Here is a 24,043-nt window from a genome sequence, read left to right as displayed (position 1 = left end):
TATGTGAAATGAAGAAACTAGTTATTGTAAAGCTGCTAAAAGATTTACTCCATCTACGGTAGCCCAAGCTCCCGGAACCAGAGATACTTTTGTTACAGTTGCAGTATTGGTGAATGTTTTACCACCATTTGTTTGAGCATATCCCCAAACGCCTGCATTATCAGAGTTAAGATAAGTAAGAGGTTCTACTTTTACTTTTCCGTTAGCTACTTGGCTTGTATTGGTTGCATCATCCTGAATTAATACAGCGTAAGCTTTTTGAGAACCAATATTTTTATATCCACTGATATATACATTAGAGAAAATACCAGTACCTTGTTTTTTAAATTGAATTGCTGAAATTTCAGCAGAGTTTGCAGATTCAGGGTTTGTGTTGGTATTTCTGATCAATGTAATATTTGAAATTTTAGGAGCTGTATTATCTACGTTACCTGAAGCTTCAATTTCCATCCCGAAGTTACCTGTTCCTGTTTGAAATGCGTACCAGTTGGTATTGTCTTGTCCGCTCCATGCATCCTGCCAGTCAAAAGAATCGTCATAGTTACCATAAGAAACAAGATTTTTTGCACTTACAGTACCTCCAAAGAACTCATATCCGTCATCAGTTCCTTTGTAAGTAACAAGATTCTCTAATACAGTTCCTGTTCCTACCGCATAGAATGTCATAGAATTGGTTTCAGAAGTTCCGTCTCCAATCTTTTTACCTGCATATTCTACACGTACAAACTTCATTACTCCAGAATTAGAAGCTGCATCATTTCCTCCATATTTAACGTTGTTACCGTCTTCAGATAAAGCAGAAGTGTTCCCATTTACAGCTTTGATTGGGGCATTTCCATATAATGTAATACCTCCCCAGTCACCAGGCATTTTTGTTGCAGTTGTAAATACAATTGGATCTGCAGCAGTACCTACAGCATTAATTTTACCATCTTGAAGAACTACTAATCCACTTGTAACGGAAGTGTCTACAGTGAAGGTAGCTCCTGCTTCAATAGTAAGTGTAGCTCCATTCATAACTTTTACAACACCTTTCAGTTTATAATTTCCTTTTTTGAATACGGTATCCTTACTGATAATTCCCTCTAAATCAGTTACACCAGGAGTAACAACTGTTTCACCAAGACCATCATTTACTTCTATGGTACATGAGTTTAGAGATAGTGTTAAAACTGCTGTTAATGATAATAATGATAATACTCTTCTTTTCATTTTATACTTTTTTACTTTATTTAAATTGATTTTTTAGAATGTATAACCTACTGTAAGATTAAATGTTACCCCTCTGTAATAGTTAATAAGTGTATTGTTGTTTTCCTCCAGTTGAAGAGGAACATAGTTTTTATCACCAAGTAGGATTCTGTATTTATTGTTAAGAATGTTTTGTACTCCGAATTTCACATTCCAATTCTTTGTCAACTGATTCTGATAAACAAAATCCAACTGATGGAAAGGTTTTTCATAATAGTTATCTGTACCAGCTCCTCCAGTGGCATAGATTTTACTGCCGGAAACATTATATACTAAAGAGAATGTTTGTGAAAGGTTATTTCGGTTTTTAAATTCATACTTTAAATCGGCATTGATCGTATATGGAGCAGCTCCTTGCAAGCCTCTTTTTCGTAATTTTTCTCCTGTAGTCTGAAACCATGTAGGTTCTTCCATCTTAAGCTGGTCCTCACTCCTTTCTACATTAGAATACATGAAAGTAGCATTAGCACCTAAAGTAAATTTATTTAAGGCTTCTGAAATTCTACCCAGATTTAAAATACCTTCAAGTTCCACCCCGAATATTTCTGCTTTTTTAGCATTGTAGAATGTAATTGTGGATCCGGTAGCATCTCCCGACGCAACTAATGAACGTTCAATAGCATTCTTAATACGCTTGGCAAAAAGATTTACAGCAAACATTTCCTTGTTGGTAGGAAAATATTCCCATTTTAAATCAAAATTATAGTTTTCACTATTTTGTATATTTTCATTACCAACAATATTTACGTTATCCGGGCTGATGTATTTAATAGGCATCGTTTCAATAAGTATTGGCCTAGTAACGGTTTTACTAAATGAAAATCTCACATTATTTTTAGTATCAATTGCCTTTTTAATAGAAAGTGATGGTAAAATAAAATCTTTGACTTTTTCTACATTCGTTTTATATTTAGCACTTTGCTCAGAATAACGGATAAGAGTCATATCATGCTCATATCTTGCTCCCAATAATATGTCCCAAGAATCATTTGGTTTAAAATTAACATTGGCATAACCAGCATTAATAATTTGATAGAAGCTGTTAAAGAATTGAGAGATATCTGACCCTTCCTGGTAAAACAAGTCTCCCTTTCTTATAGAGGCATCAAATAAGTTTTGAGGCTTATCTATATCGGCTACAAAATTTGGATTGAAGTCAGTTGCAGGACGTCCAAAGATAAATCGATAAGATGTCTTTCTGAAATCGGTAAAACCGTTATATCCGGCAGTGATTTGTATAGGATAATCTTTTCTTTCACCTTTTTCACCTAGAAATAATTGATATTCAGCATATGCAGATCCATAAAACCTTGAGTTAACATCAAGGTATTGTCGAATAAGATTGTTACCTCCATATTTCATCAGTAACTGACCATCAGGAAGCATTTTACCATTATTGTCAGCCCTGTTTCCATCTAAAATTTTACGATCTGGCTGGCTATAGTTATTAATTACATAGCTGATCCCTCCTTTCAGTTGATGTCTGTCAGTGATTTTCTGAGATGCAGTAAGTTGCAAATCTAAAAATCTGGAAATATCTAATTGATTTGTTCTGAAAAAGCCAGTCTCTTTATTTTGAACCTGTTGATCTTTGTACCCAAAATTATCTTCAATGATATTATTGGTATTCTGTAGATAAATGGCATTTAAGTTAACATTTGTTCCCCTGTTTTTATAACCTAGGCCAAGCAAAATAGAAGATTCTGTTTGGAAATTATATTGCTTGCGGGTAAGGAAGTTCATATTATCAATAAGAGTAGAACCTTGTGCTCTAAATTGGTTATTATCTCCTTCCTTATATTCGAACTTTGTACCCTGATTTAATGAAAATAGAATTCCTAAATTCCCAGTTTCACCAGCTTTAATTTTCTGTACAGTTGTAAACCCAATACTTGTATTAGGCATTGCTTTTACATTATTGACATTCCATGAATCTTTAAAAGAGTTCAGTGATTCATTAGCCGTAAACCTGTAGTTATTAGGTCTTGCATTTCTGATTTCGCTTGGAAGCCTTCTGTCTCTGGAGTTCAAACCAAGATATCCATTCATTCCTTCTGCACCCTCAGCCACTTTAAAATTATCTCTGAAAGTACTCAAAGTATTTACTCCTACACTGAATTCTACCTTAGTGAAAGGCTTATCAATCGTAAGGGTTTCAATATCAAAAGTAGCTCCTGCAAAATCTCCGTAAAGGTTGGAGTTGAAAGTCTTGTAGATGTTCAGCTTACCTACAACATCCGTTGGAAACTGCTTTAAGGCAATGATCTTCTGGAAAGGGTTGTTGGATGGTGAACCAAGACCGTTAATTAATAAATAGTTGTATCGCTCTTCAAGACCTCTTACGAAAAGACCCCTTCCTTCTACCGTAGTGATCCCTGTTACCTTCGTAAGCCCTTGCTCTACATTGGAGATCCCTTTTCTGGAAATCTCTTCAGCACTTACAGCCTGTTTCTGAATAATCGCTTTCTTCTGTTCTCCTAATACCGCAGTCTCAGTTTTCTTGTTACTGCTTCCTTGGATTACTACGCCTTCAATTTTTTTCTCCTTCGCTACTGTATCCTGCTTCGTTTCCTGCGCGTAGAATACAGATCCGGATAAAAATAAGACCGCAATGCTAAGTTTATTAATTTTCATTCTCTTTACTTGTCTTTATTACTAGATTTCTTTCGGTGCAAAGGAATAAAAGATTGATGGGGTAAATGGTTTAGTAAAATTTAATTTTTTTTTAACTAAACATTAATAAAAAGACATTATTGTTAACTTTATATGAACGATAATTAATTTGTTAATCTATCATTCAAAAATGATTAACTTTGAAACAGTAAAAATTTGAAATGAGTCAAAAGAAAATACTCTTAATAGACGACGAACTGGACATTTTAGAGATTCTGTCTTACAACCTGGAAAAAGAAGGATATGATATCTATACCGCTACTAACGGTAATGAAGGAATAGAAAAAGCAAAGGAAATTATTCCTGACCTTATTCTGCTGGATGTAATGATGCCTGAAAAAGATGGTATCGAAACCTGTCAGGAACTTCGTAAAGTAAAAGAACTTCAAAAGACATTGATTGTTTTTCTTTCTGCAAGGAGTGAAGAATTCTCTCAGCTCGCAGGATTCCAGGCAGGAGCCAATGATTATGTGGTAAAACTGATTAAACCGAAAATTCTGATCTCTAAAGTAAATGCATTACTGCAATTAACCTCTCAGGTTTCTGATAATGCCAAATTAATCGAAATTGGTGACCTTGTTATAGATAAAGATAACTTTAGAGTTTCCAAAAGCGGACAACAGTTTCTCCTTCCTAAAAAAGAATTTGACTTACTTTATCTTCTGGCTTCCAATACTGAAAAAGTATTCAAAAGAGAAGAAATTCTTGAAAAAGTCTGGGGTAATGACGTTATTGTAGGAGAAAGAACTATTGACGTTCACATCAGAAGATTAAGAGAAAAGTTAGGAATTAATACAATTCAGACCTTAAAAGGAATTGGATATAAACTTATTGTTTAATCCTTACCAACCTACTTAAAGTACAATTTTAAAACGTTGTAAAATTGAAATTTTACAGACTTACGCTTGTCGCCTCTTGTCTGTTGACATTGGTGATGCTGTTGTTAGGGATCGTTTTCGATTCACTTAAAGATATTTATTATGAGACCCCTTTATTTAAGACGGGTCTTTTAATCTGTATTGTCCTGATCTTTATTATCAACTGTGTAGTATTGGAGCTGCTCTTTAATTATTACGGAAGGAAGCAGGTGAAAGGACTTTCCGGAATCCTCCCTCAGGAAATGGTTCATGATAATGATGAAAATATAACCATTAAAGAATTAGGAGAAAGATTTTCAGACCTTAATCAGCAGAGAGCTACCGAAATTGATATGATGAAGGAAATGGAAAGTTACCGTAAAGAATACATCGGTAACGTTTCCCATGAACTTAAAACACCGTTATTTTCTATACAAGGTTACGTTGAAACCTTAAGAGATGGAGGAGTGGATAATCTTACCATTCGTGATAAATACCTTGAGCGAATTGATAAATCTGTAGAAAGGCTTATTGCCATCGTTACAGATCTTGATATGATTAACAGGCTTGAAGCCGGAGAAATTAACCTTACCATTTCCAAATTTGATGTTAACCTGCTGATTAAAGAGATCTTTGATCTCCTGGAATTTGAAGCCGAAAAACATAATACCACATTACAGATCCAGACCCTGCACCCACAGATTTTTGTAGAGGCCGATAAACAAAAGATCTCCCAGGTCTTTATTAACCTTATTTCCAATGCCATTCACTATGCCAACAGACAGGAAGCAAAAGTGATTGTTAAGACCAGTATTTTAAAAAATAAAGTACTGATTGAAGTTATTGATAACGGAATGGGAATTAAATCTGAAATCCTTCCAAGAATCTTCGAACGTTTTTACCGTGTGGAAACCAGCAGAAGCAGAAGGGAAGGCGGTTCCGGATTAGGACTTGCCATTGTAAAACATATCCTTGAGGCTCATAACGAAAACATTACCGTAGAAAGCGTTTATCTTGAAGGAACGAAATTCAGTTTTATGCTCGAAAAAAGTAAATAATTCCGGCAAAATGTAAGAAAAAAAAATATTTTAAAAAATCCTGAAATATTTTTTTGTCACATGTCATTTATTATATATTTGCACCAGAGATTTATCATAATTATAAAGGCAAAAAAGTAATTTAAGAAACTGATATGGTTTACAAAATCCGCGTAATATTAGATGCGAAAGAGGATATTTTCCGTGATGTTGAAGTTAAGGGAAAACAAACGTTATGGAACTTACATTTAGGAATTAAAAGTGCATTCAGTCTGCAGGGAGATGAGCTTTCTACTTTTAATCTGTTGGAAGATGACGGAACGATCGTAAAAAGTGTCCCATTGGAAGATATGAGTGATGATGGTGATGGCGAGATCATGTCAGATGTTTACATTGATGAGGCTTTTGAAAATGTAGGTGACAAAGCACAGTTCCAGTACGGGCTTCTTGATCTTTGGGAATTCTTCTGTGAGCTTGTAGAAGTGATTGAGGAAACAAAAGGAGTAAACTACCCGATCACAGTATACCGATTTGGAAATGTTCCATTGAAGGCTCCCAGCAAAAACGGAAATTCAGGAGGGAAGAAGAAATCAGCATTGCCATTGGTAGATGATGAGTTCGGTTTTGATGATGATTTCGTTGCAGGAGGAAATTTTGTAGATGAAGACGACAGTTTCGATGACGAGGAAGAAGAAGACTACAATGACGATGTCTTTGATGATGAGGATGACAATGACGACGAAAGATAAGATCTAGATACATAAAGAATAAAGCCCCGGACTTTTAGTCCGGGGCTTTTTATTGAAAAATAAAATGATCTGTTCCTCTGGTATTTTTTAAGGCTCAGTCTCAAAAGTTGGGGGGAATGTTAAGTAGTTTTATCTTTGCATCATGTTAAGCGATCACGACCTTCTTAAATTATTACTTCCGGAATTTTTAGTAGAGCACTTTGATATCCTCAAAGCAGAAACTCATGATGCAGAACTTCATATTTATTTTGAAGAAAGAAACAGTATTCCCCATGAATTTAAAGAAAGGAGATTTGAATCCAAGGGCTTTTTACCTGAAATCATTGTAGATGATTATCCATTACGGGGTAAAATCGTAAAGCTCCATGTGAAAAGAAGAAGATGGACAGATAAATCCTCCGGTGAGATCCTTCAGAGAGACTGGCAGCTTGTAGCGAAAGGCACACGCATGACAAAGGATTTAGCAGGCTTCTTAAAAAAAAATTAGCAGACACTAAAGCTCTTCCCCTAAAAGTTATAGCAGAATTTTTCGGGATCAAAGGCAAGAGCTTCCAGAGGCAATACAAGAATAAGCTCAGCGAATATCATAGCTGGGAACAAAAACCGCACGCAGAGGACTGGATCATTTACCCTGAAAATGTCTCAGCCTCCTTATCTTTAGACGAAGTAGCATTATCTGATGGAGAACTTTATACCGTTCTTACCTCCAAAAAAGCAAAAGGGAGAAAAGGAAGTATTGTTGCTATGATAAAAGGTACCCAAAGTGATTTTGTCATCACACATCTTTTGAAGATCAGCAGAAAACTTCGGATGAAGGTAAACGAAATTACATTGGATATGGCGGGTTCCATGAAGCGTATTGCCCAACGCTGCTTTCCTGATGCAGTACAGGTTATTGATCGTTTTCATGTTCAGAAGCTGTCCATAGAGGCCCTTCAGGAGATCAGGATCAGGCATCGCTGGGAGGCTATTGAAATGGAAAACAATCCTTTTAACAGTCACTCAGCTGAAACAGAAGTTTTTGCAAACGGAGATACCCGGAAACAGCTCCTGGCAAGAAGCAGGTATTTACTATATAAAAGCCGTGAGAAATGGACTCTGTCCCAGAAACAAAGAGCTTCGATCCTTTTTACCCAGTATCCTGATCTGGAACAGGCATATGAATTGACTGATGGACTTAGAAAAATTTATAACCAGAATATTTCGAAATCTGTAGCAATGACTAAACTGGCCCATTGGTTTAGAAATGTGGAAGAAGCAGATTTTAAATCTTTTTCTACCTTAAGAAAAACAATAATGAATCATTATAGAAATATTCTCAACTACTTTGATCAAAGAAGCACCAATGCTGCTGCTGAATCTTTCAATGCGAAAATAAAAAACTTCAGAATGCAGCTCAGAGGAGTAAAAGACAGAACCTTTTTTATCTTCAGATTAGCTAAACTTTTTGCCTAGCCCCCAACTTTTGCGCTTGATCCTTTTTTAATAGCCTTAGCTCTTCTCTGATTTTTTTATCCTCTTGAGAATCTTAATGATCCAAATATTCTTTTGATAGTCTAAATTATTTCAAAATACCACCCGTAATTTTCCATTTCAGGCCCTTCCCTGAAAAACAATCCTTATTTTTGTTAAAAATAGATTAATGAAGAAATTAATTTTATTAACCGTAATTGGTCTGGGAATTGTTTCCTGTACCACTCAAAAAAATACAAGAAGGATGACAGAACTGCCAAAAGATTGGAAACACAATACTAATATCTACGAAGTAAATATCAGACAATATACCCAGGAAGGAACTTTCAAAGCATTTGCAAAAGAAATGCCCCGACTGAAAGCGATGGGCGTGAAGACCCTTTGGTTTATGCCTATTACTCCCATTGCCCAGCAAAATAAAAAAGGAAGTCTGGGAAGTCCTTATGCTGCTGCAGATTATACCTCCATCAATCCGGAATTCGGGACAATGGAGGATTTCAAAGCAATGGTGAATGAAGCTCACAGGCTGGGTTTTAAAGTGATTATAGACTGGGTAGCCAATCACACAGGCTGGGATCATGTATGGACAAAAACACATCCAGAATTTTACCTGAAAGATGCCGATGGAAAATTCCATATGGCTTCCGGAATGGATGATATTATTGAACTGGATTATAAAAATCAGGAAATGCGTAAGGCTATGATTGATGCTATGAAATTCTGGGTAACGGAAACTGATATTGACGGTTTCAGATGTGACCTTGCATCATGGGTGGAAGTAGATTTCTGGGAGCAGGCACGCCCGGAAGTAGAAAAAATAAAACCACTTTTCTGGTTAGGAGAATTTGATGAACTGGAAAGTCCGGAGTATGGAAAAGTTTTTGATGCCAGTTATTCCTGGAAATGGATGCATAAATCTGCAGATTACTATAAAAAGAACGAACCACTTCAGGAACTTAAAGATTTACTGATACAATATTCCAATATCGGAGATCAGTCAATGAGAGCATGGTTTACCGCCAATCATGATGAAAACTCATGGAATGGTACAGAATATGAAAAATATGCAGTTATTGCAAAACCTATGGCTGTATTTTCAGCTACATGGAATGGCGTTCCGTTATTGTACTCAGGCCAGGAGCTCCCCAATATGAAAAGACTCGAATTTTTCGAGAAAGACCCGATAAAATGGACCAAAACCTACCAGGTTGCCGATTTCTATAAAACATTATTGGATTTAAAATCTTCCAACCCTGCTTTAAGAGGTGGTGATCCGAATGTAACCACTTATTTGCTGAATACAACAGCGAATGACAAAATTCTTGTCTATGTAAGGAAAAATGGAAAAGACGAAGTGCTGGTTGTTTTAAATATGTCAAAAGAACCTGTCAGTTTTAATATTGAAGACGGGAACCTGTCGGGAACTTTCAGGAATGTTTTCGAAAAAACAAAAAGAAACTTTGATGAAGGTAAGGATTTCAATTTCAAAGTTTCAGAGTATGCAGTATTTGAAAAATAAAACCTCAATTAGAATTTATTAAACGTGATTCCTGCTGCTGGCGGGATACTAAAATCGCAGATTTTGATGAGGTGGTTTTCTCTATTCCCAATACAATAGCATTACAATGAACAAACAGGAAATAATAAACATAGTTAGAGCGAAATTAACAGGCAAAATCCAGTATTTCGAAAATCTGATCGCAGAAACACGCGCTTCCAATAACGACACCAAAAGTTCAATGGGAGATAAATACGAAACCGGAAGGGAAATGCTTCAGCAGGAAATTAATAATCTGCAAAGGCAGCTTAATGAAGTGCTGAACCAGCAAGGGGCTTTGCAAAAGATAACATCAGAGCCTTCTGAGAAAGTTCAGAATGGTGCTTTGGTGAAAACCAATAAAGGATTATTCTATGTTTCAGCTTCCATAGGAGAAATTATTTTTGAAAACCAAAAGATTATGACTGTATCTGCAGAATCTCCTTTAGTAAAAGCAATGTTTGGCAAGAAAATGGGAGATAGCTTTACCATCAACAATATCAATCAGGATATTGAATATATTTGGTAAATCAATCTATAATAATATGAAATTTAAAAATTTACTCCTCTTCGCCTTTTTATTAGGCAGTTTGGCCATCAATGCACAGGTTAGGGCCACAGTTTCCTCAAGAACATATGATCTGGAAACGGTAAAACTTACGGTAAACGGTTTTGTAATCACATTGAATGGTGACGGATCAATTTCTGATTTTAATGCCCCGGATCTCAATGGTAAGCTTGAGTATTATGATAATCAGATTTTTGATAAAATTAAATATGGAAAGCTTAAAAGCATAGGGAATGTTAAAATAGACTACTGGGATGACTCTGCATTTACAAGCGAAAAAGCAGGTAAGCTTAAAAGCATAGGAAATATTTCTATAGACTATTGGGAAGACTCTGCTTTTACCGAAGAAAAAGCAGGTAAAGCAAAGAAAATAGGAGACCTCAGCATAGATTACTGGCCCAATGATGTGATAGATAATAGCAGGATGGGCAAACTGAAAACAATAGGAGATATTTCTATAGATTATGGAACAAAAGATATTATTGATGAAAGTAAATTCCAGAAGCTTATAAAATTTGGCCCCGTGAGACTGGAATATTCAAATGATAAATTCATTGATAAAAACAGATATGGCCAATTGAAATCAATTAACGGGAACAGTGAAAAAATTAGCGTTTCCGTTTTGTAATTAATAGTCTGGATATGTAGAATATAGACTTATTTCATAGAAAACAGCTATACATTTTATAACAAGCATCCATAGGCAGGATGCTTTTTTTTTACTAAATTTGACCCATAAATCCCTTTTCAAAATGCAGAATTACCTGGATCTTTTACAGCATATTTTAGACAACGGAACTGATAAAACCGATAGAACCGGCACCGGTACAAGAAGTGTATTCGGGTATCAGTTAAGATATGATCTTTCTAAAGGATTTCCATTGGTAACTACTAAAAAAGTACATTTAAAATCCATTATTTATGAATTGCTTTGGTTCCTTAAAGGAGATACCAATATCAAATACCTTAAAGATAACGGAGTAAGCATCTGGGATGAATGGGCAGATGAAAATGGTGATTTAGGACCTGTTTACGGAGCACAGTGGAGAAGCTGGCACGGAGCAGACGGAAAAGTTGTGGATCAGATCACAGAAGTAATTGATCAGATTAAAAAGAACCCGGATTCAAGAAGGCTGATTGTTTCCGCATGGAATGTAGCTGAGATCCCTAATATGGCACTGGCACCTTGTCATGCATTATTCCAGTTTTATGTAGCAGACGGAAAACTATCATTACAGCTTTATCAGAGAAGCGCAGATGTCTTCCTTGGCGTTCCTTTCAATATTGCGAGCTATGCGTTGTTACTGATGATGGTTGCACAGGTTTGTGACCTCGAGGTAGGAGATTATGTTCACAGTTTTGGAGATGTTCATATTTACAACAATCATTTTGAACAGGTAAACAGACAGCTTTCAAGAGAGACAAGACCACTTCCTGCCATGAAGCTGAATCCTGAAGTTAAAAATATCTTCGATTTCGATTTTGAAGATTTTACATTGGAAAATTATAATCCACATCCAGGAATTAAAGCGCCTGTAGCAATTTAATATCATACCTGCTTCTTTATTATCTTTTGTAATTAACAGATTTCTATTATTTTTGAAGTTTGTGAGCATCATATGCTATCCACAGATTTTGAAAAAATAATATGGAAAAGAAATTAAACAGGGCATATCTGATATTTTTGAATATCCTGATTGTTGCTTACAATCTTTATATATGGCTGGCCGTTTTTACAGAAAAGGTTATTGTAACAGATGATTTAAAGGAAGCTTATAATGCCAGGCATATTTCTAAGCCTTATTTAAGTTATATTTATTCCTATCTGGATGCTTCCAATATGGCGGCAAGACCAGTATCAGGATTTGTGACGGGAACTCTGGTTTTCTTTTCACAGTATAACGGCTCTGTTTACCTTTTGGGAATATTGTTTTTCTCACTTTCGCTGTTTGCTGTTTATGGAGTAGCTCAGAAAATATTGTCAAAAGAGCTTGCAGCTTTATTAACCTTGCTGTATTCATGCTCTTTAATAGGTACAAGTATCCAGTTTTCTCCAATCATGCTAAACTCCAATCTGGCAACAATATTTTTTAGCCTGAGTATTTATTATGTTTATGTTCGTAAAAATATTCTGCTTAGTTCTTTGTTTTTCATCCTTTCCATCTTAAGTTATGAAATTTTCCTGCCTCTCATTCTTCTGAATTTGTTTTTAATCAAAGAGAATAAAAAGAGGTTAATCTTTTTATTGCTGACTCTTGGACCTGTTTTTCTTTTCAGAAAACTTATTCAGCCCGCAATATTTGCTCATTCTTATCAAAGGGATGAAGTAGGGAAGATTTTAGAATTGAAAAGGGTAGTTCACGTAACAATTTTAACGACAAAGTTATTCTTCAAAGATATTTTTGTAGGAATATATAAAGGATTATTGAATCTCAAAAACCTTCATATTATAGAAATATTCCTGGCTATGGTAATGTCTTCTGTCGTTTATAAATTATTTATTGATTATGATTTTAAAAGCAAATTAAAAGACGTTAAAAAGATAGGGTTAATTTCTTTGATTTCAACAGCTCTTGCTATAAGTGTTTTCTATGTTTCTGCTTATATCCCGACACTTTTTGGATTTGATAACCGAAGTTTGGGAGCTGTAAGGCTTTTTTATACACTATTTATCATTTCGGGAATCATTTATCTGTCTTTTACACTGAAATTGGGAAACAAAACAGTAAGCTTCCTTTTTGCTGGAATTACTTTTCTTCTTCTTATTACCAATATGAGTGTGAAGAATGCATGGATTTATGCCAGTGAGTTTAATGATAAAATGTTTAGTGAACTCAGCAAAACATTAAAAGCTGAAAAGGTTGAAAGTGGAGTGGTCTGCTTAAGGTATGATATGTTTACTGAACTGAAAACCAATCCGCATTTTATTCTTAGAGAACCAATCTTTTATAACAACTGGGAATGCAGAATGCTGGCTGAAATGAATGGTATTGATGCTGGGAAGGTTTTTATTTTCAATGCAGACAGACAAACCAAATGTGAAATGGTATTTGTGTATAGAAACGGAAAGGTAGTCAGAGAAAAATAACAGATAGCACAAGAAGCCGGAAAAGGAAAAATCATCTTTAAAAACGTATCGGCAGACCCGTTGTTTCTAAAATAAGTTTTAAATTTGAAAGAACTTGACTTTGCTCTTTAACAAAAGGCAGAATTACAAATCCAATCACAAAAATTATGAAATATCTAAAGATAAATATTGAAGAGAACGCAGACCCTGAAGTACTGAAAAATGTCGTCCTTCAGTTAAAAGGTGTTGCCTCAGCAGAAATTGTTGACGATGAAAACCCGCAAAGTGAACTGAAAAAAGCTTTTGCCAAAACGAAAGAACAGTTGAAAACCGGTGACTATGAAACATTAGTCAATGATATTTTCGATATCATCATAAAAAAATAACTCTAAAATTATAAAGTAGACAGATGAGAAAGGCCATTTTATCAATTTTGATACTCGGAATCATGTTTTCCGCAAATGTATCAGCACAAACCGAAACTTCAGGAAGAGAAAAAGTGTACAGGGCTACCCATACCAAAGTAACGGAACTGAAACATACAAAGCTGAAGGTGAACTTCGACTATCAGAAAGAACAGATGAATGGCGAAGAATGGCTGACGGCTTCACCGTATTTCTATCCTACCAATGAACTGATCCTTGATGCCAAAGCAATGCTGATCCATGAAGTCGCTCTTGATAACAATGGTAAAAAATCTCCTTTAAAATACGATTATAAAGATGATATACTGAAGATTACCCTGGATAAAACCTATCAGAAAAATCAGGATTACACCGTTTATATAAAATATACCGCCCGTCCGAACGAAGTGAAACAGCAGGGAAGTATGGCCATCAATGATGCCAAAGGGCTTTATTTTATTAATGCCCAGGGAACAGACCCGGAACTTCCAACACAGATCTGGACACAGGGAGAAACAGAAGCTTCTTCTGCATGGTTCCCAACTATTGATAAACCAAATCAAAAAACAACTCAGGAAATCTATATGACTGTTCCTGATAAGTATGTTACCCTTTCTAACGGTATCCTGAAAGATTCACAAAAAGAATCTAATGGGCTTAGAACTGATCACTGGGTGATGGATAAAAGACATTCTACTTATCTTTTCTTCATGGGAGTAGGAGAATATGCCATTGTAAAAGATAAATGGAAGAATATTCCTGTAGATTACTATATAGAAAAAGAGTACGAACCTTATGCAAAGCAGATCTATGGAAATACTCCGGAAATGATCGAATTTTTCTCCAAAAGAATGAATTATGATTATCCATGGGCCAAATATGCGCAGATTTCCGGAAGAAATTATGTAAGTGGTGCCATGGAGAATACAACGGCTACCCTTCACGGAAGTGATATCCTTCAAAAACCAGGACAGCTTATTGATGAGAACACATGGGAAGATACTATTGCCCACGAGCTATTTCACCATTGGTTTGGAGACCTGGTAACCGCAGAAAGCTGGAGTAATCTTACCGTAAATGAATCCTTTGCCAATTATTCAGAATATCTTTGGAATGAGCATAAATACGGAAAAGATCAGGCTGATTATCATCTGATGACCGATGTGAACAGATATATCCATAATCCATCTGATTTTAACAAAAATCTGGTAAGATTTAATTATGCATCCCGTGAAGATGTATTTGATCTCGTAACTTATCAGAAAGGAGGTGGAATTCTGAATATGTTGAGAAACTATTTAGGAGATGATGCTTTCTTTGCCGGGATGAATGATTATCTGAAAACCAATGAATATCAGAACGCAGAAGCCCATCAGTTAAGGCTTTCTTTTGAAAAAGTTTCAGGAAAAGACCTGAACTGGTTCTTTAATCAGTGGTATTTTGGAAGCGGAAATCCGAAAATTAATTACACATTTACATTCGAACCGGTAAAAAAACAGGTGGCAGTTACGATTAATCAGACTCAGGATCAAATGTTTGAATTTCCCCTGGCTATCGATGTATATGAGAATGGAAAGCCCAAAAGATATAATGTTTGGGTGAATGCTGATGCTAAGAATACATTTAATTTTGATGTTTCTAAAGCACCTGATCTTGTGAATATTAATGCAGATGGTGTTTTGCTGGCAGATATCACTGATAAGAAAACACCTGAACAGAATCTTTTACAGTTCACAAATTCCAAAGAATATAAAAACAGATATAATGCTTTGGCGGGAATAAAGGATGAGGTAGGAAAGAACCCTGCTGCAACAAAGTTATTGGCAGCAGCATTAAAAGATCCGTTTTTCAGAATAAGAATCCAGGCCTTGGAATTGGTGGATCTCAGCAATCCCGAGCAAATGAAAGCATTAGGATCCGAAGTTGAGAAATTGGTATCTAATGATCCCAAGACATTAACACAGGCTGCAGCTATTTCAGCTTTGGCCAAGACAAAAGACAAAAAGTACCTTCCTCTTTTTGAAAAAGGGATGGGAGCTGTTTCCAACGCTGTAAAAGGAAGTTCTTTAGGAGCTATTTTGGTTATTGATCCGTCAAAAGCGAATTCACTAGCTGATAAGATTGATCTGGATGGTGCTTCAGATGAGTTGCAGGCTCAGTTGCTTCCTGTCATTGTAAAAAATAAAGTGGTTTCTCAAATGCCAAAAATTGCTTCATTGGCAGCATTTTATCCGTTTATCAAGTTTCAGAATCCGGAATTAGGAAAATCGGCAGAAGAAGGATATAACTGGATCATGTCATCGGATAATTTAAAGGCTACCGAAAGTGTGACTAAGATTTTAGGATATGCTAAAAACCAGATAGGCGATAATCCACAAGCTAAAATGATGGTGGTTCAGATGCTGAAGGATGGCTTAAATAAGAAAATGGAATTACTGAAGCAGAATCCACAGAATGCAGCAGGCATTAACAAACAGATTGATGTGATTAATAAAACCATTGAAAATTATAAGTAAAAATAAAATGTAAAGCCGGCAATTTTAGACTGCACCCAAAAGTTTAGACAAAATTAAACAATATTATAATAAAGAGTTCGGTACATTACCGGGCTCTTTCCTTTTAGATTGAGTCTTATCCTGTCGTGGTTGTAATAATTAATGTATTCTTTTATTTCTTTTTTAAGTTCATCAATTGTTCTAAATTTCTTGGTGTAGAACATCTCAGATTTTAACGTCCCGAAGAAATTCTCTATCACAGCATTGTCCAGGCAGTTTCCTTTTCTGGACATACTTTGGATGATTCCTTTTTCTTTCAAAAGCATCTGATAGGCTTTCATCTGATATTGCCAGCCTTGATCCGAGTGGAGAATGATGTTTTCTGTATTTTTGATTTTACTGAAGCTTTTCTTTAACATATTAATAACCTGAATAAAGACAGGTCTCTCCGATATATCGTAACTGATGATCTCTCCGTTATAAAGGTCAATTATCGGGGATAGGTACAGTTTGTTTCCAGAGACATTGAACTCCGTCACATCAGTTGCCCATTTCCTGTTAGGTTGGTCTGTCTTGAAGTTCCTCTCCAAAACATTCGGTGCTATACTGCCTTGTTCGCCTCTATAGGACTTGTATTTCCTGACCCTTATGATGCTTTTGAGTCCCAGAACTTTCATTAGTTTCATGACTGTCTTGTGATTGATGATAATTCCTTTTTCTTTCATTACCAAAGTGATGCGACGGTATCCAAAACGTCCTTTGTGCTTGTGATAGATCTGCCTTATCAGGGTCTTGATGTCTGAATATTTATCATTCTTCTGAAGCATTTTCTGATGGTAATAGAAACTGCTCCTGGCCATACCTGTACAATCCAGCAGGACTGACAGGTCATATTTTTGCCTTAATTCTTCGATGGCCTCTGCTTGTTCTTTTTGAGAGTTAAGGCGTCTAGCTTTTTTAGAAAATCGTTCTCGGCACGCAGCCTTTCGTTCTCCAATAAAAGTTCTTCTTCCCTTGTCAATGGCTTGTCAGACTTCCTTTTCTTACGCTTGTAATCACTCATTTTTTTGGGTCTTCCTATAGGTTTGTTTTCCAAACCTAAAATACCACTTTTTTCGTAATCACGCTGCCAATTCAAGACGGTAGACTGGGCAGGGATATCAAACCTGACACACGCTTCTCTTTGTGAGATGAACTCCGTATTGATGGCTTTCAACACTTTAAGCTTAAACCTTACGGAATAGCTTTTGTTTTTTCTCGGTTGTAATCCCGATATTCCGTACTTGTTATAAAAGCCGATCCACTTGCGAAGATTACTCTCGTTAAATCCTTTTTCTGTTGCTATAGATTCAATCGAATGATAAGAATTCTGATGAAGTTCTATACATTCCAATTTGAAAGCAACGCTAAATTTTCCTTTCCTTTCCATAAAAAAATGCCCCTAAAAAGTGTCTAACTTTTTGGGGGCAGTCCATTTCGCCGGCTTTCTTTTTATAAGCTTATTTGATTGCTTAGAGGGTTGAAAAGTGCTTTAATAATATTGTTCTGGATCTTATTGGTTTTTAATAATATTACAAAAATCAGTTGTTTTTACTGTTGTTTTTTGTGATATCTTTCATAAATTCGTTTAAAATTTAAAAAATTATGAGTTTTGGAATTGAGGCGGCAAGCTATTATGTGCCTTCTTTGTATTTGGAAATTAAAGATTTAGCTGAAAAAAGAGGTATAGAACCGGCAAAATTGGAGAAAGGGCTAGGACTTCATAAAATGGGATTACCTGATTTGCATGAAGATGCCGCAACCTTTGCTGCAGAAGCATTATTGAGATTGATTCAGGATTATAAGATCAATCCTAGAGAAATCTCCAGAATTTATATGGGTACAGAAAGTGCTGTAGATGCAGCAAAGCCAACCGCTTCCTATGCGATACAGATGGTTGAAAAGGTGTTGGAAGGAGAATTTGGAGAAAGAGCTTTTAAAAACTGTGATGTATTAGACATGACTTTTGCTTGTGTAGGTGGAGTAGATGCTCTGCATAACGCCTTAGATTTTGTAAGAGTCAATCCTGATAAAAAAGCGGTAATTATTGCAAGCGATTATGCAAAATATGAACTGGCTTCCTCTGGAGAATATACACAGGGAGGTGGAGCTGTTGCATTGTTGATTTCTGCAAAACCTGATCTTCTTGAAATCGAAAATAATTGGGGAGTAGCTACAGAAAGTGTTTTTGATTTCTTTAAACCGAGAAGGCAATATAAAAAAGAAGATCTGAACGGGGCTCCTGAAATGTATCCTGATAAAATTGAGATCTTTACAGATGAACCGGTTTTTGATGGGCAGTATTCCAATCAGTGTTATCAGGATAGAATCAGAGAAGCTTATCAGCATTATAAAGAGATTACAGGAAAAGAAAAGCCTTATGAAGACTGGAGATATATTGTTTTCCATTTGCCATATGCTTTCCATGGGAAGAGAGTCTTTACAGAAATTTATAGTCTGGAAAACGGAATTTCATATGAAACTCCAGATCAGCAAAAAGCAGTTGCGAAATCTGAAAATTACCTGCAACTGATTAATAAAGCTATTGAAAAGACACAAAGGGCTTCATCAGAGATAGGCAATATGTATACAGCCTCTATTTTTATGGCATTCCTTTCCGGGCTGCAGACTTCCTTTAACGATAATGAAGATCTGTCCGGAGAAGAAATCGGATTCGTTGGATATGGCAGTGGTTCCAAATCAAAAGTGTTTGCCGGCAAGGTATCTGCTAATTGGAAAACCGTGGTAGAAAAATGGAATTTATTCGAAAATCTGAACCATAGAAAAGCTATTAATTTTGAAACCTATGAAAAGCTTCACAGGAAGCAATTAAATAAGTCTGTAAATCCGGAATACAAAGGGTTTGGTCTTATTTCTATTGAAACAGAAAGCCCTGTTTTAATGGGGGCGAGGTATTATAGTTTTCAAAAATAGACTATAGCCAAAACTTATAAAAGAGGTTGTCTCTATATTTTTCTATATAATTTTTAAGATTGATATTTGAGAAAACTGTTAGAGTTGAAAGCGTAATATTATAAAAAATATAACATGATGGCAAAAATAAAGTCAGAAAATATTCTCAAAAATATACTAATTTAAACTGGATTTTAGGCATCATATATTAACAGATTTTTAATTTTATTTTTACGGAGGCCACCTTTTTAGGTGGTCTTCCTGATTTTTATCAGGTTATTTTCTGACCTGTTTAACTAAAAAACATTCGCCTTTTTGCTGATTTTGGTTAAAAACCACAAGTTGCTTGTTTTATTTTTTTACTTGTTTGATCTATTATTGTTAATTTTTTTCACTTTATTTTTTAAATTAATGTACATTAATTTTTATTTTGTTTTTCGTTAAAATTCCGTTAATGTTTGAAATACTTCGGTTTTCTTTAAAAATTCAAATACAATTGGATTTTTTTTTATCATTTTTTAGAGTTAAGTAAGGAAAATCCTTTTCTGGTAGGCTGTTTTCAGGTTTTAATAAATTGATGTTATTGATATTTATTAACATATTTGTCCCCTTGAATATATTAAAATCTGTTAATATGAATGTGAAGTTACATGTATTAAGTGCTGGAGCTTTGTTTTTTTTAGGACAAGCTGCCTATGCGCAAAAATCTAAGAATGATTCTATTCTGAAGGAGAATAAGATCGATGAGGTAATCGTTACTGGATATCAGAAGAAAAAAGCAGATGAAATTACCCAGGCCCAGGCCGTTGTAAGTGGAGATGCGATCAGAAGAAACTCTCCTACAACATCTATCGGAAACTCTTTACAGGGTAGAGCATCAGGGGTATATGTACAGAGTGCTACAGGGCAGCCAGGTTCTACAGCTACCATTATGGTAAGAGGGGTTGCCGGTGTTGGTGGTTCTTCTGAACCTACTTATGTAGTAAATGGAATGTACATGACTGCTAAACAGTTCAGTGCGATTAACCCTGCAGATGTAGAATCAATTTCCGTTCTTAAAGATGCTGCTGCTACAGCTCAGTATGGTGCAAGAGGAGCAAACGGGGTAGTTGTAGTGACAACTAAAGCCGGAAAAGTTGGAAAAACTCATTATTCGTTTGAAAGTAAGTTTGGTTTCAGTGAAAAGCTGAAGGATAAGAACTTCACGATGATGAATGCCAGAGAGTTAATGAACTACCAGAATGAGTTAGGTTATTTAGGTGTAGCTCCAAGAACTCAAAAGGAAATGGATGCTCTTGCATTTTATGATCACAACTGGCAAAAAGATCTGTTGAGACCTTCAAGCATTCAGTCTTATTTGTTTAGCGCACAGGGAGGATCCAGAGAAAGTACATTCTACTATTCATTAGGATATGATGCAGATAACGGTATTCTTAAAGATGTAGACGGGCTTAAGAGATATACAGGTAACTTCGGATTTACGAATAAACTAAGTGAAAAGTTAAATGTAGGAGTTAACCTTGGTATTCAGTATCAGGTTACAGAAAACTTCAGAGACAGAAACAATACACAGAACCCATTCGCTGCAATGTATAAATACGCTCCTTATGAGCCTATTTACAATCCGGACGGAAGCTACAACCAAAAGATGAGAGCGGGTTCAAACACTGTAGAGCAGATCCGTAATAACAGATCTGAAGATCAGAGACTAAGAATTCCGGTAACTTTATTTGGAGAATATAAGATCACAGACGGACTGAAATTTAAAACGAATTTCAACGGACTTTACGATTGGTATATGAATACCAATTGGATGAAAAAGGGATCTAACCTCGATTTAACAACCAACAAAGTTCCTACAGGTTCATTAGCGAAAAACTCATTCTATGGATTTAACTATACATGGAATAACTCATTAAATTATAAGAAATCATTCGGAAAACATAATTTTGATTTCTTAGGATTTATTGAATATAACGATAACTTCACTGAAACAGTGAATGCAAGTGCTTATGGATTAAAATCCACAACACTTAGCGTTCCGTCTATCACAACTCCTTCAGACAGAAATACATTTACTGGAACTAAAATCAGAAATACCCTTTTCAGTTTAGCTGGTATGGTAAACTATGATTATGAAGGTAAATATTTAGCAACTGCATCATTAAGAAGAGATGCTTCTTCAAGATTTGGAGCTAATAACAAGAGCGGAATCTTCTGGTCTGCAAGTGCTGCTTGGAACATTGCGAAAGAAGATTTCATGAAAGGAGGTTTCATCAACGATTTGAAACTTAGAGCTTCTTACGGAACAACAGGAAATGACGGTTCATTATCTGACTATTACAACGTAGCCAATGTTGGTTTCGATTTATACGGAAATAACGCAGCTTTATTCCCTGGAACTTATAACAACACTGAAAAAGTTTATATTGTTGGTAACCAGAATCTGAAATGGGAATCTAATGCGGTAACTAACGCAGGGGTTGACTTTGTAATGTGGAAGAGAAGAATTCGTGGATCCGTAGAAGTTTATCAAAATAAGAGAAAAGATTTCGTACAATTAGTACCATTAGATAAGCAGGAAGGTTCATACTATCAGTATATCAATGCTGGTGATATGACTCAGAAAGGTCTTGAAGCTGAATTAAGCGTAGATGTGATGAGAAAGAAAGATTTCCAATGGACGGTACGTGCTAATATCTCTTTCCAGAAATCAACTCTTGATAAGCTGGCAGAAGGACAAACTGAAAGAAACCTAGGATATACTTATCTTAAAGTAGGTGAGTCTCCATATGCATTCTATAGCGTTAGATTTGCAGGAGTAAACCCAGATAATGGAAATGCCCAATATTATGATAAAGCAGGAAACATTACAGAAAAATACAGTGCTTCTGATGCTGTTCCTCTTACAGATAAATCTCCTTTCCCAAAAAGCTTTGGAGGTTTCGGAACTACACTTCAATATAAAGGATTCGATTTCAGTGCAGATTTCACATTCAAGTTAGGAGGTTATACCTATAACAACATGTATGCTCTTGCGGTTGACCCTACTCAGGCTAAAGGTGGAAGAAACATGGCACAGGCAGCTGCTAATATGTGGAGAAAACCAGGTGATACTGGAGTATTCCAAAGAGTGGATTCTAATGGTATGCGTGATTCTGATCAGTGGATTGAAAAATCAGATTACTTAAGATTAAGATCTCTTACGTTAGGATATACATTTGATAAAACGTTGCTTGGAGAAGATGCGCCAATTAATAAACTAAGATTGTTTGTACAAGGGCAGAACTTATTTACAGTAACAAGTTTCCACGGAGAACCGGAAATTTCTGTAGGATCTGCTGAATCTGCATCATTATTTGTTCCAGGATCATTTAACCTTTATACTTATCCTGCTGTAAGAACGATCATGGTGGGAATGCAATTAGAATTTTAATATTGAATAGCTTTATGAAAAAGAATATAATAACAATAAGTTTAGCTGCGTTGACTGTTTTTGTATCGTTAACGTCTTGCGAAAGAAATTTGGATCAGATTTCATCAGTGAATGAGGCAGAAGAGCAGGCGATGACCAGACCTGAATCATTCAGACAGGCTTTAGATGGAGCTTATACTGCATTTAAAGGAACAGGTTATTACACTAGTGATGCAGGTAACCAGCTTATTATGGGTGACCTTACTACCGATAACCTTATCATTTCAGATGCAGGAAGAAACTCTAATGCTTCAGCTTCCAATTTTGAATTCTCTTCAGATAATTCGCAGACTACAGGATTATTCAGTGCGGCATATGCAGTAGTAAGCAGAGCTAACTTCGTTTTATCTTATTTAAATAACGGAGTATTAACAGGTACTCAAAAAGATAATGTAGAAGCAGAAGCCAGAGCGATCAGAGCAGCGGCTCACTTTGATATCTTAAGAGCGTATTCTGTAATTCCTACACAGAATTCAACAGCACAACACCAATATGGAATTTATTATTCTGAATCTTTTAATCCTTTAAATAATAATTCATCCAGAAGTTTATCAGTAGATGAGTCTTATAAGAAAGTGATTAATGACTTGTTATTTGCTGCTGATAAAATTACACAGAACGATGCTGACAAAGGAAGATTCAGCAAAGCTGCCATATATGGATTATTATCAAGAGTATACCTTTATAAAGGAGAGTATGCCAATACTGTAAAATATGGCCAATTGGCATTAGGACTTTCACCAAGTGTTACAACATTGGATAACTTCAACAGAATCTGGAAAGAAAATGAAGGACTGGCTAAAATTACCGATGGGGTTTTATTCCAGATTTCAAATGCTGCACCTGAGCGTAATACAGTAGGGGTTGCTTACAACCAGCTAATTGACGGGCAGTACAGATCAGAATTTGTTGCAGATTATGCTTTCTTCAACATGTTTTCTAATGATGACGTAAGAAAAACGGCTTACTTCACTACTGCTTTGTACAACAAAAAAATGTACAATCACATTACAAAATATGCAGGTAACGGTGGGCCGGTTAACATCGTTCCAATTAAATATCTGAGAACTGCTGAAGTATTACTTAACGTAGCAGAAGCATCTTACAGATCAGGAGACGAGGGAACAGCTCTTACTTTATTAAACCAGTTGAGAAAAGAAAGATATACTTCATTCACTCCTGGAACAGAAGCTGGAAAAGCTCTTTTAGATGCTATCCTGAAAGAAAGAAGATTAGAGCTTGCTTTTGAAAATGACAGATGGTACACGCTGAAAAGATTAGGACTTTCTGTTCAGAGATCAGGTAAGGGTGATATTGCTGACGGTAACGGTTCAAAAGCACTTGTTCAGACTCTGGATGCAAACAGCTACTTATGGCAATGGCCAATTCCAATCAATGCTATTCAGGCTAATCCTAACATTAAGCAGAATGATGGATATTAAGAATTCATATTTTTAATATATTTAAGAAGAGTTCCATGAAAATGGGGCTCTTCTTTATTTTAA

At 35.7% G+C, this 24,043-nt stretch carries 19 protein-coding genes; 15 read left to right on the top strand and 4 right to left on the bottom strand.

Features of this window, described 5'->3' with window-relative positions:
* Positions 1-21: 21 nt before the first annotated feature.
* Positions 22-1,212, bottom strand: coding sequence for a hypothetical protein (locus EG339_RS23140; protein ID WP_123872418.1), 1,191 nt, complete (start codon positions 1,210-1,212; stop codon positions 22-24).
* 33 nt (positions 1,213-1,245) lie between these two features.
* A complete protein-coding gene (locus EG339_RS23135; protein WP_123872416.1) occupies positions 1,246-3,885 on the bottom strand; it encodes a TonB-dependent receptor plug domain-containing protein in 2,640 nt (879 codons plus the stop codon).
* 200 nt (positions 3,886-4,085) lie between these two features.
* On the opposite strand from EG339_RS23135, the gene EG339_RS23130 reads away from it, so the two are divergent.
* The 12 genes from EG339_RS23130 to EG339_RS23075 all read left to right on the top strand — a co-directional run bounded on the left by EG339_RS23130 (position 4,086) and on the right by EG339_RS23075 (position 16,132).
* Entirely contained in the window at positions 4,086-4,763 is a 678-nt protein-coding gene (locus EG339_RS23130) for a response regulator transcription factor (RefSeq protein WP_066698818.1), read from the top strand.
* Positions 4,764-4,807: 44 nt separating this feature from the next.
* Positions 4,808-5,839 (top strand): sensor histidine kinase, encoded by a 1,032-nt coding sequence (locus EG339_RS23125; RefSeq protein ID WP_123872415.1) that lies wholly within the window; start codon positions 4,808-4,810, stop codon positions 5,837-5,839.
* 134 nt (positions 5,840-5,973) lie between these two features.
* Complete coding sequence (locus tag EG339_RS23120; RefSeq protein WP_066698813.1) at positions 5,974-6,567, top strand: IS1096 element passenger TnpR family protein; 594 nt, start codon at positions 5,974-5,976, stop codon at positions 6,565-6,567.
* Positions 6,568-6,709: 142 nt separating this feature from the next.
* Complete coding sequence (locus tag EG339_RS24600; protein WP_123871140.1) at positions 6,710-7,054, top strand: ISAon1 family transposase N-terminal region protein; 345 nt, start codon at positions 6,710-6,712, stop codon at positions 7,052-7,054.
* Entirely contained in the window at positions 6,988-8,022 is a 1,035-nt protein-coding gene (locus EG339_RS23110) for an ISAon1 family transposase (RefSeq protein ID WP_449384914.1), read from the top strand. The genes EG339_RS24600 and EG339_RS23110 overlap by 67 nt, the downstream gene beginning before the upstream one ends.
* A gap of 187 nt (positions 8,023-8,209) precedes the next feature.
* Positions 8,210-9,559: an alpha-amylase family glycosyl hydrolase gene (locus EG339_RS23105; RefSeq protein ID WP_123872413.1), complete on the top strand. Its 1,350-nt coding sequence runs from the start codon at positions 8,210-8,212 to the stop codon at positions 9,557-9,559.
* 106 nt (positions 9,560-9,665) lie between these two features.
* Positions 9,666-10,106 carry a hypothetical protein gene (locus EG339_RS23100; protein ID WP_123872411.1) on the top strand — a complete coding sequence of 147 codons (441 nt, stop codon included), beginning with the start codon at positions 9,666-9,668 and terminating at the stop codon, positions 10,104-10,106.
* A gap of 16 nt (positions 10,107-10,122) precedes the next feature.
* Entirely contained in the window at positions 10,123-10,773 is a 651-nt protein-coding gene (locus EG339_RS23095) for a hypothetical protein (RefSeq protein WP_123872409.1), read from the top strand.
* 124 nt (positions 10,774-10,897) lie between these two features.
* On the top strand, positions 10,898-11,692 hold the full coding sequence (locus tag EG339_RS23090) for a thymidylate synthase (RefSeq protein ID WP_123872407.1): 795 nt from the start codon (positions 10,898-10,900) through the stop codon (positions 11,690-11,692).
* Positions 11,693-11,793: 101 nt separating this feature from the next.
* On the top strand, positions 11,794-13,233 hold the full coding sequence (locus EG339_RS23085; protein WP_123872405.1) for a hypothetical protein: 1,440 nt from the start codon (positions 11,794-11,796) through the stop codon (positions 13,231-13,233).
* A 146-nt stretch (positions 13,234-13,379) separates the two neighbouring features.
* Positions 13,380-13,598, top strand: a complete 219-nt coding sequence (locus EG339_RS23080; protein ID WP_123872403.1) for a hypothetical protein — start codon at positions 13,380-13,382, stop codon at positions 13,596-13,598.
* Positions 13,599-13,621: 23 nt separating this feature from the next.
* Positions 13,622-16,132 (top strand): M1 family metallopeptidase, encoded by a 2,511-nt coding sequence (locus EG339_RS23075; RefSeq protein ID WP_123872401.1) that lies wholly within the window; start codon positions 13,622-13,624, stop codon positions 16,130-16,132.
* Between the two features lie 53 nt (positions 16,133-16,185).
* Here EG339_RS23075 and EG339_RS23070 read toward each other — a convergent pair whose 3' ends face one another.
* Together EG339_RS23070 and EG339_RS23065 are read right to left on the bottom strand one after the other, a co-directional pair.
* Complete coding sequence (locus EG339_RS23070) at positions 16,186-17,025, bottom strand: IS3 family transposase (protein ID WP_262706922.1); 840 nt, start codon at positions 17,023-17,025, stop codon at positions 16,186-16,188.
* Positions 17,013-17,540: a helix-turn-helix domain-containing protein gene (locus tag EG339_RS23065; protein WP_123870518.1), complete on the bottom strand. Its 528-nt coding sequence runs from the start codon at positions 17,538-17,540 to the stop codon at positions 17,013-17,015. Before EG339_RS23065 ends, EG339_RS23070 begins: the two co-directional genes overlap by 13 nt.
* A 215-nt stretch (positions 17,541-17,755) precedes the next feature.
* On the opposite strand from EG339_RS23065, the gene EG339_RS23060 reads away from it, so the two are divergent.
* From EG339_RS23060 to EG339_RS23050, 3 genes are all read left to right on the top strand, one after another.
* Positions 17,756-19,084: a hydroxymethylglutaryl-CoA synthase family protein gene (locus EG339_RS23060; protein ID WP_123872399.1), complete on the top strand. Its 1,329-nt coding sequence runs from the start codon at positions 17,756-17,758 to the stop codon at positions 19,082-19,084.
* Positions 19,085-19,697: 613 nt separating this feature from the next.
* The gene (locus EG339_RS23055; RefSeq protein WP_123872397.1) at positions 19,698-22,499 is read left to right on the top strand and encodes a SusC/RagA family TonB-linked outer membrane protein; all 2,802 of its coding nucleotides are present in this window, start codon (positions 19,698-19,700) and stop codon (positions 22,497-22,499) included.
* Positions 22,500-22,513: 14 nt separating this feature from the next.
* The gene (locus tag EG339_RS23050; RefSeq protein WP_123872395.1) at positions 22,514-23,980 is read left to right on the top strand and encodes a RagB/SusD family nutrient uptake outer membrane protein; all 1,467 of its coding nucleotides are present in this window, start codon (positions 22,514-22,516) and stop codon (positions 23,978-23,980) included.
* The last annotated feature ends 63 nt before the right edge of the window (positions 23,981-24,043 follow it).

The organism is Chryseobacterium bernardetii (assembly GCF_003815975.1).
GTDB lineage: Bacteria > Bacteroidota > Bacteroidia > Flavobacteriales > Weeksellaceae > Chryseobacterium > Chryseobacterium bernardetii.
The sequence above is the reverse complement of the archived record's forward strand: the minus strand, read 5'-3'. Positions and strand labels throughout refer to the sequence as shown.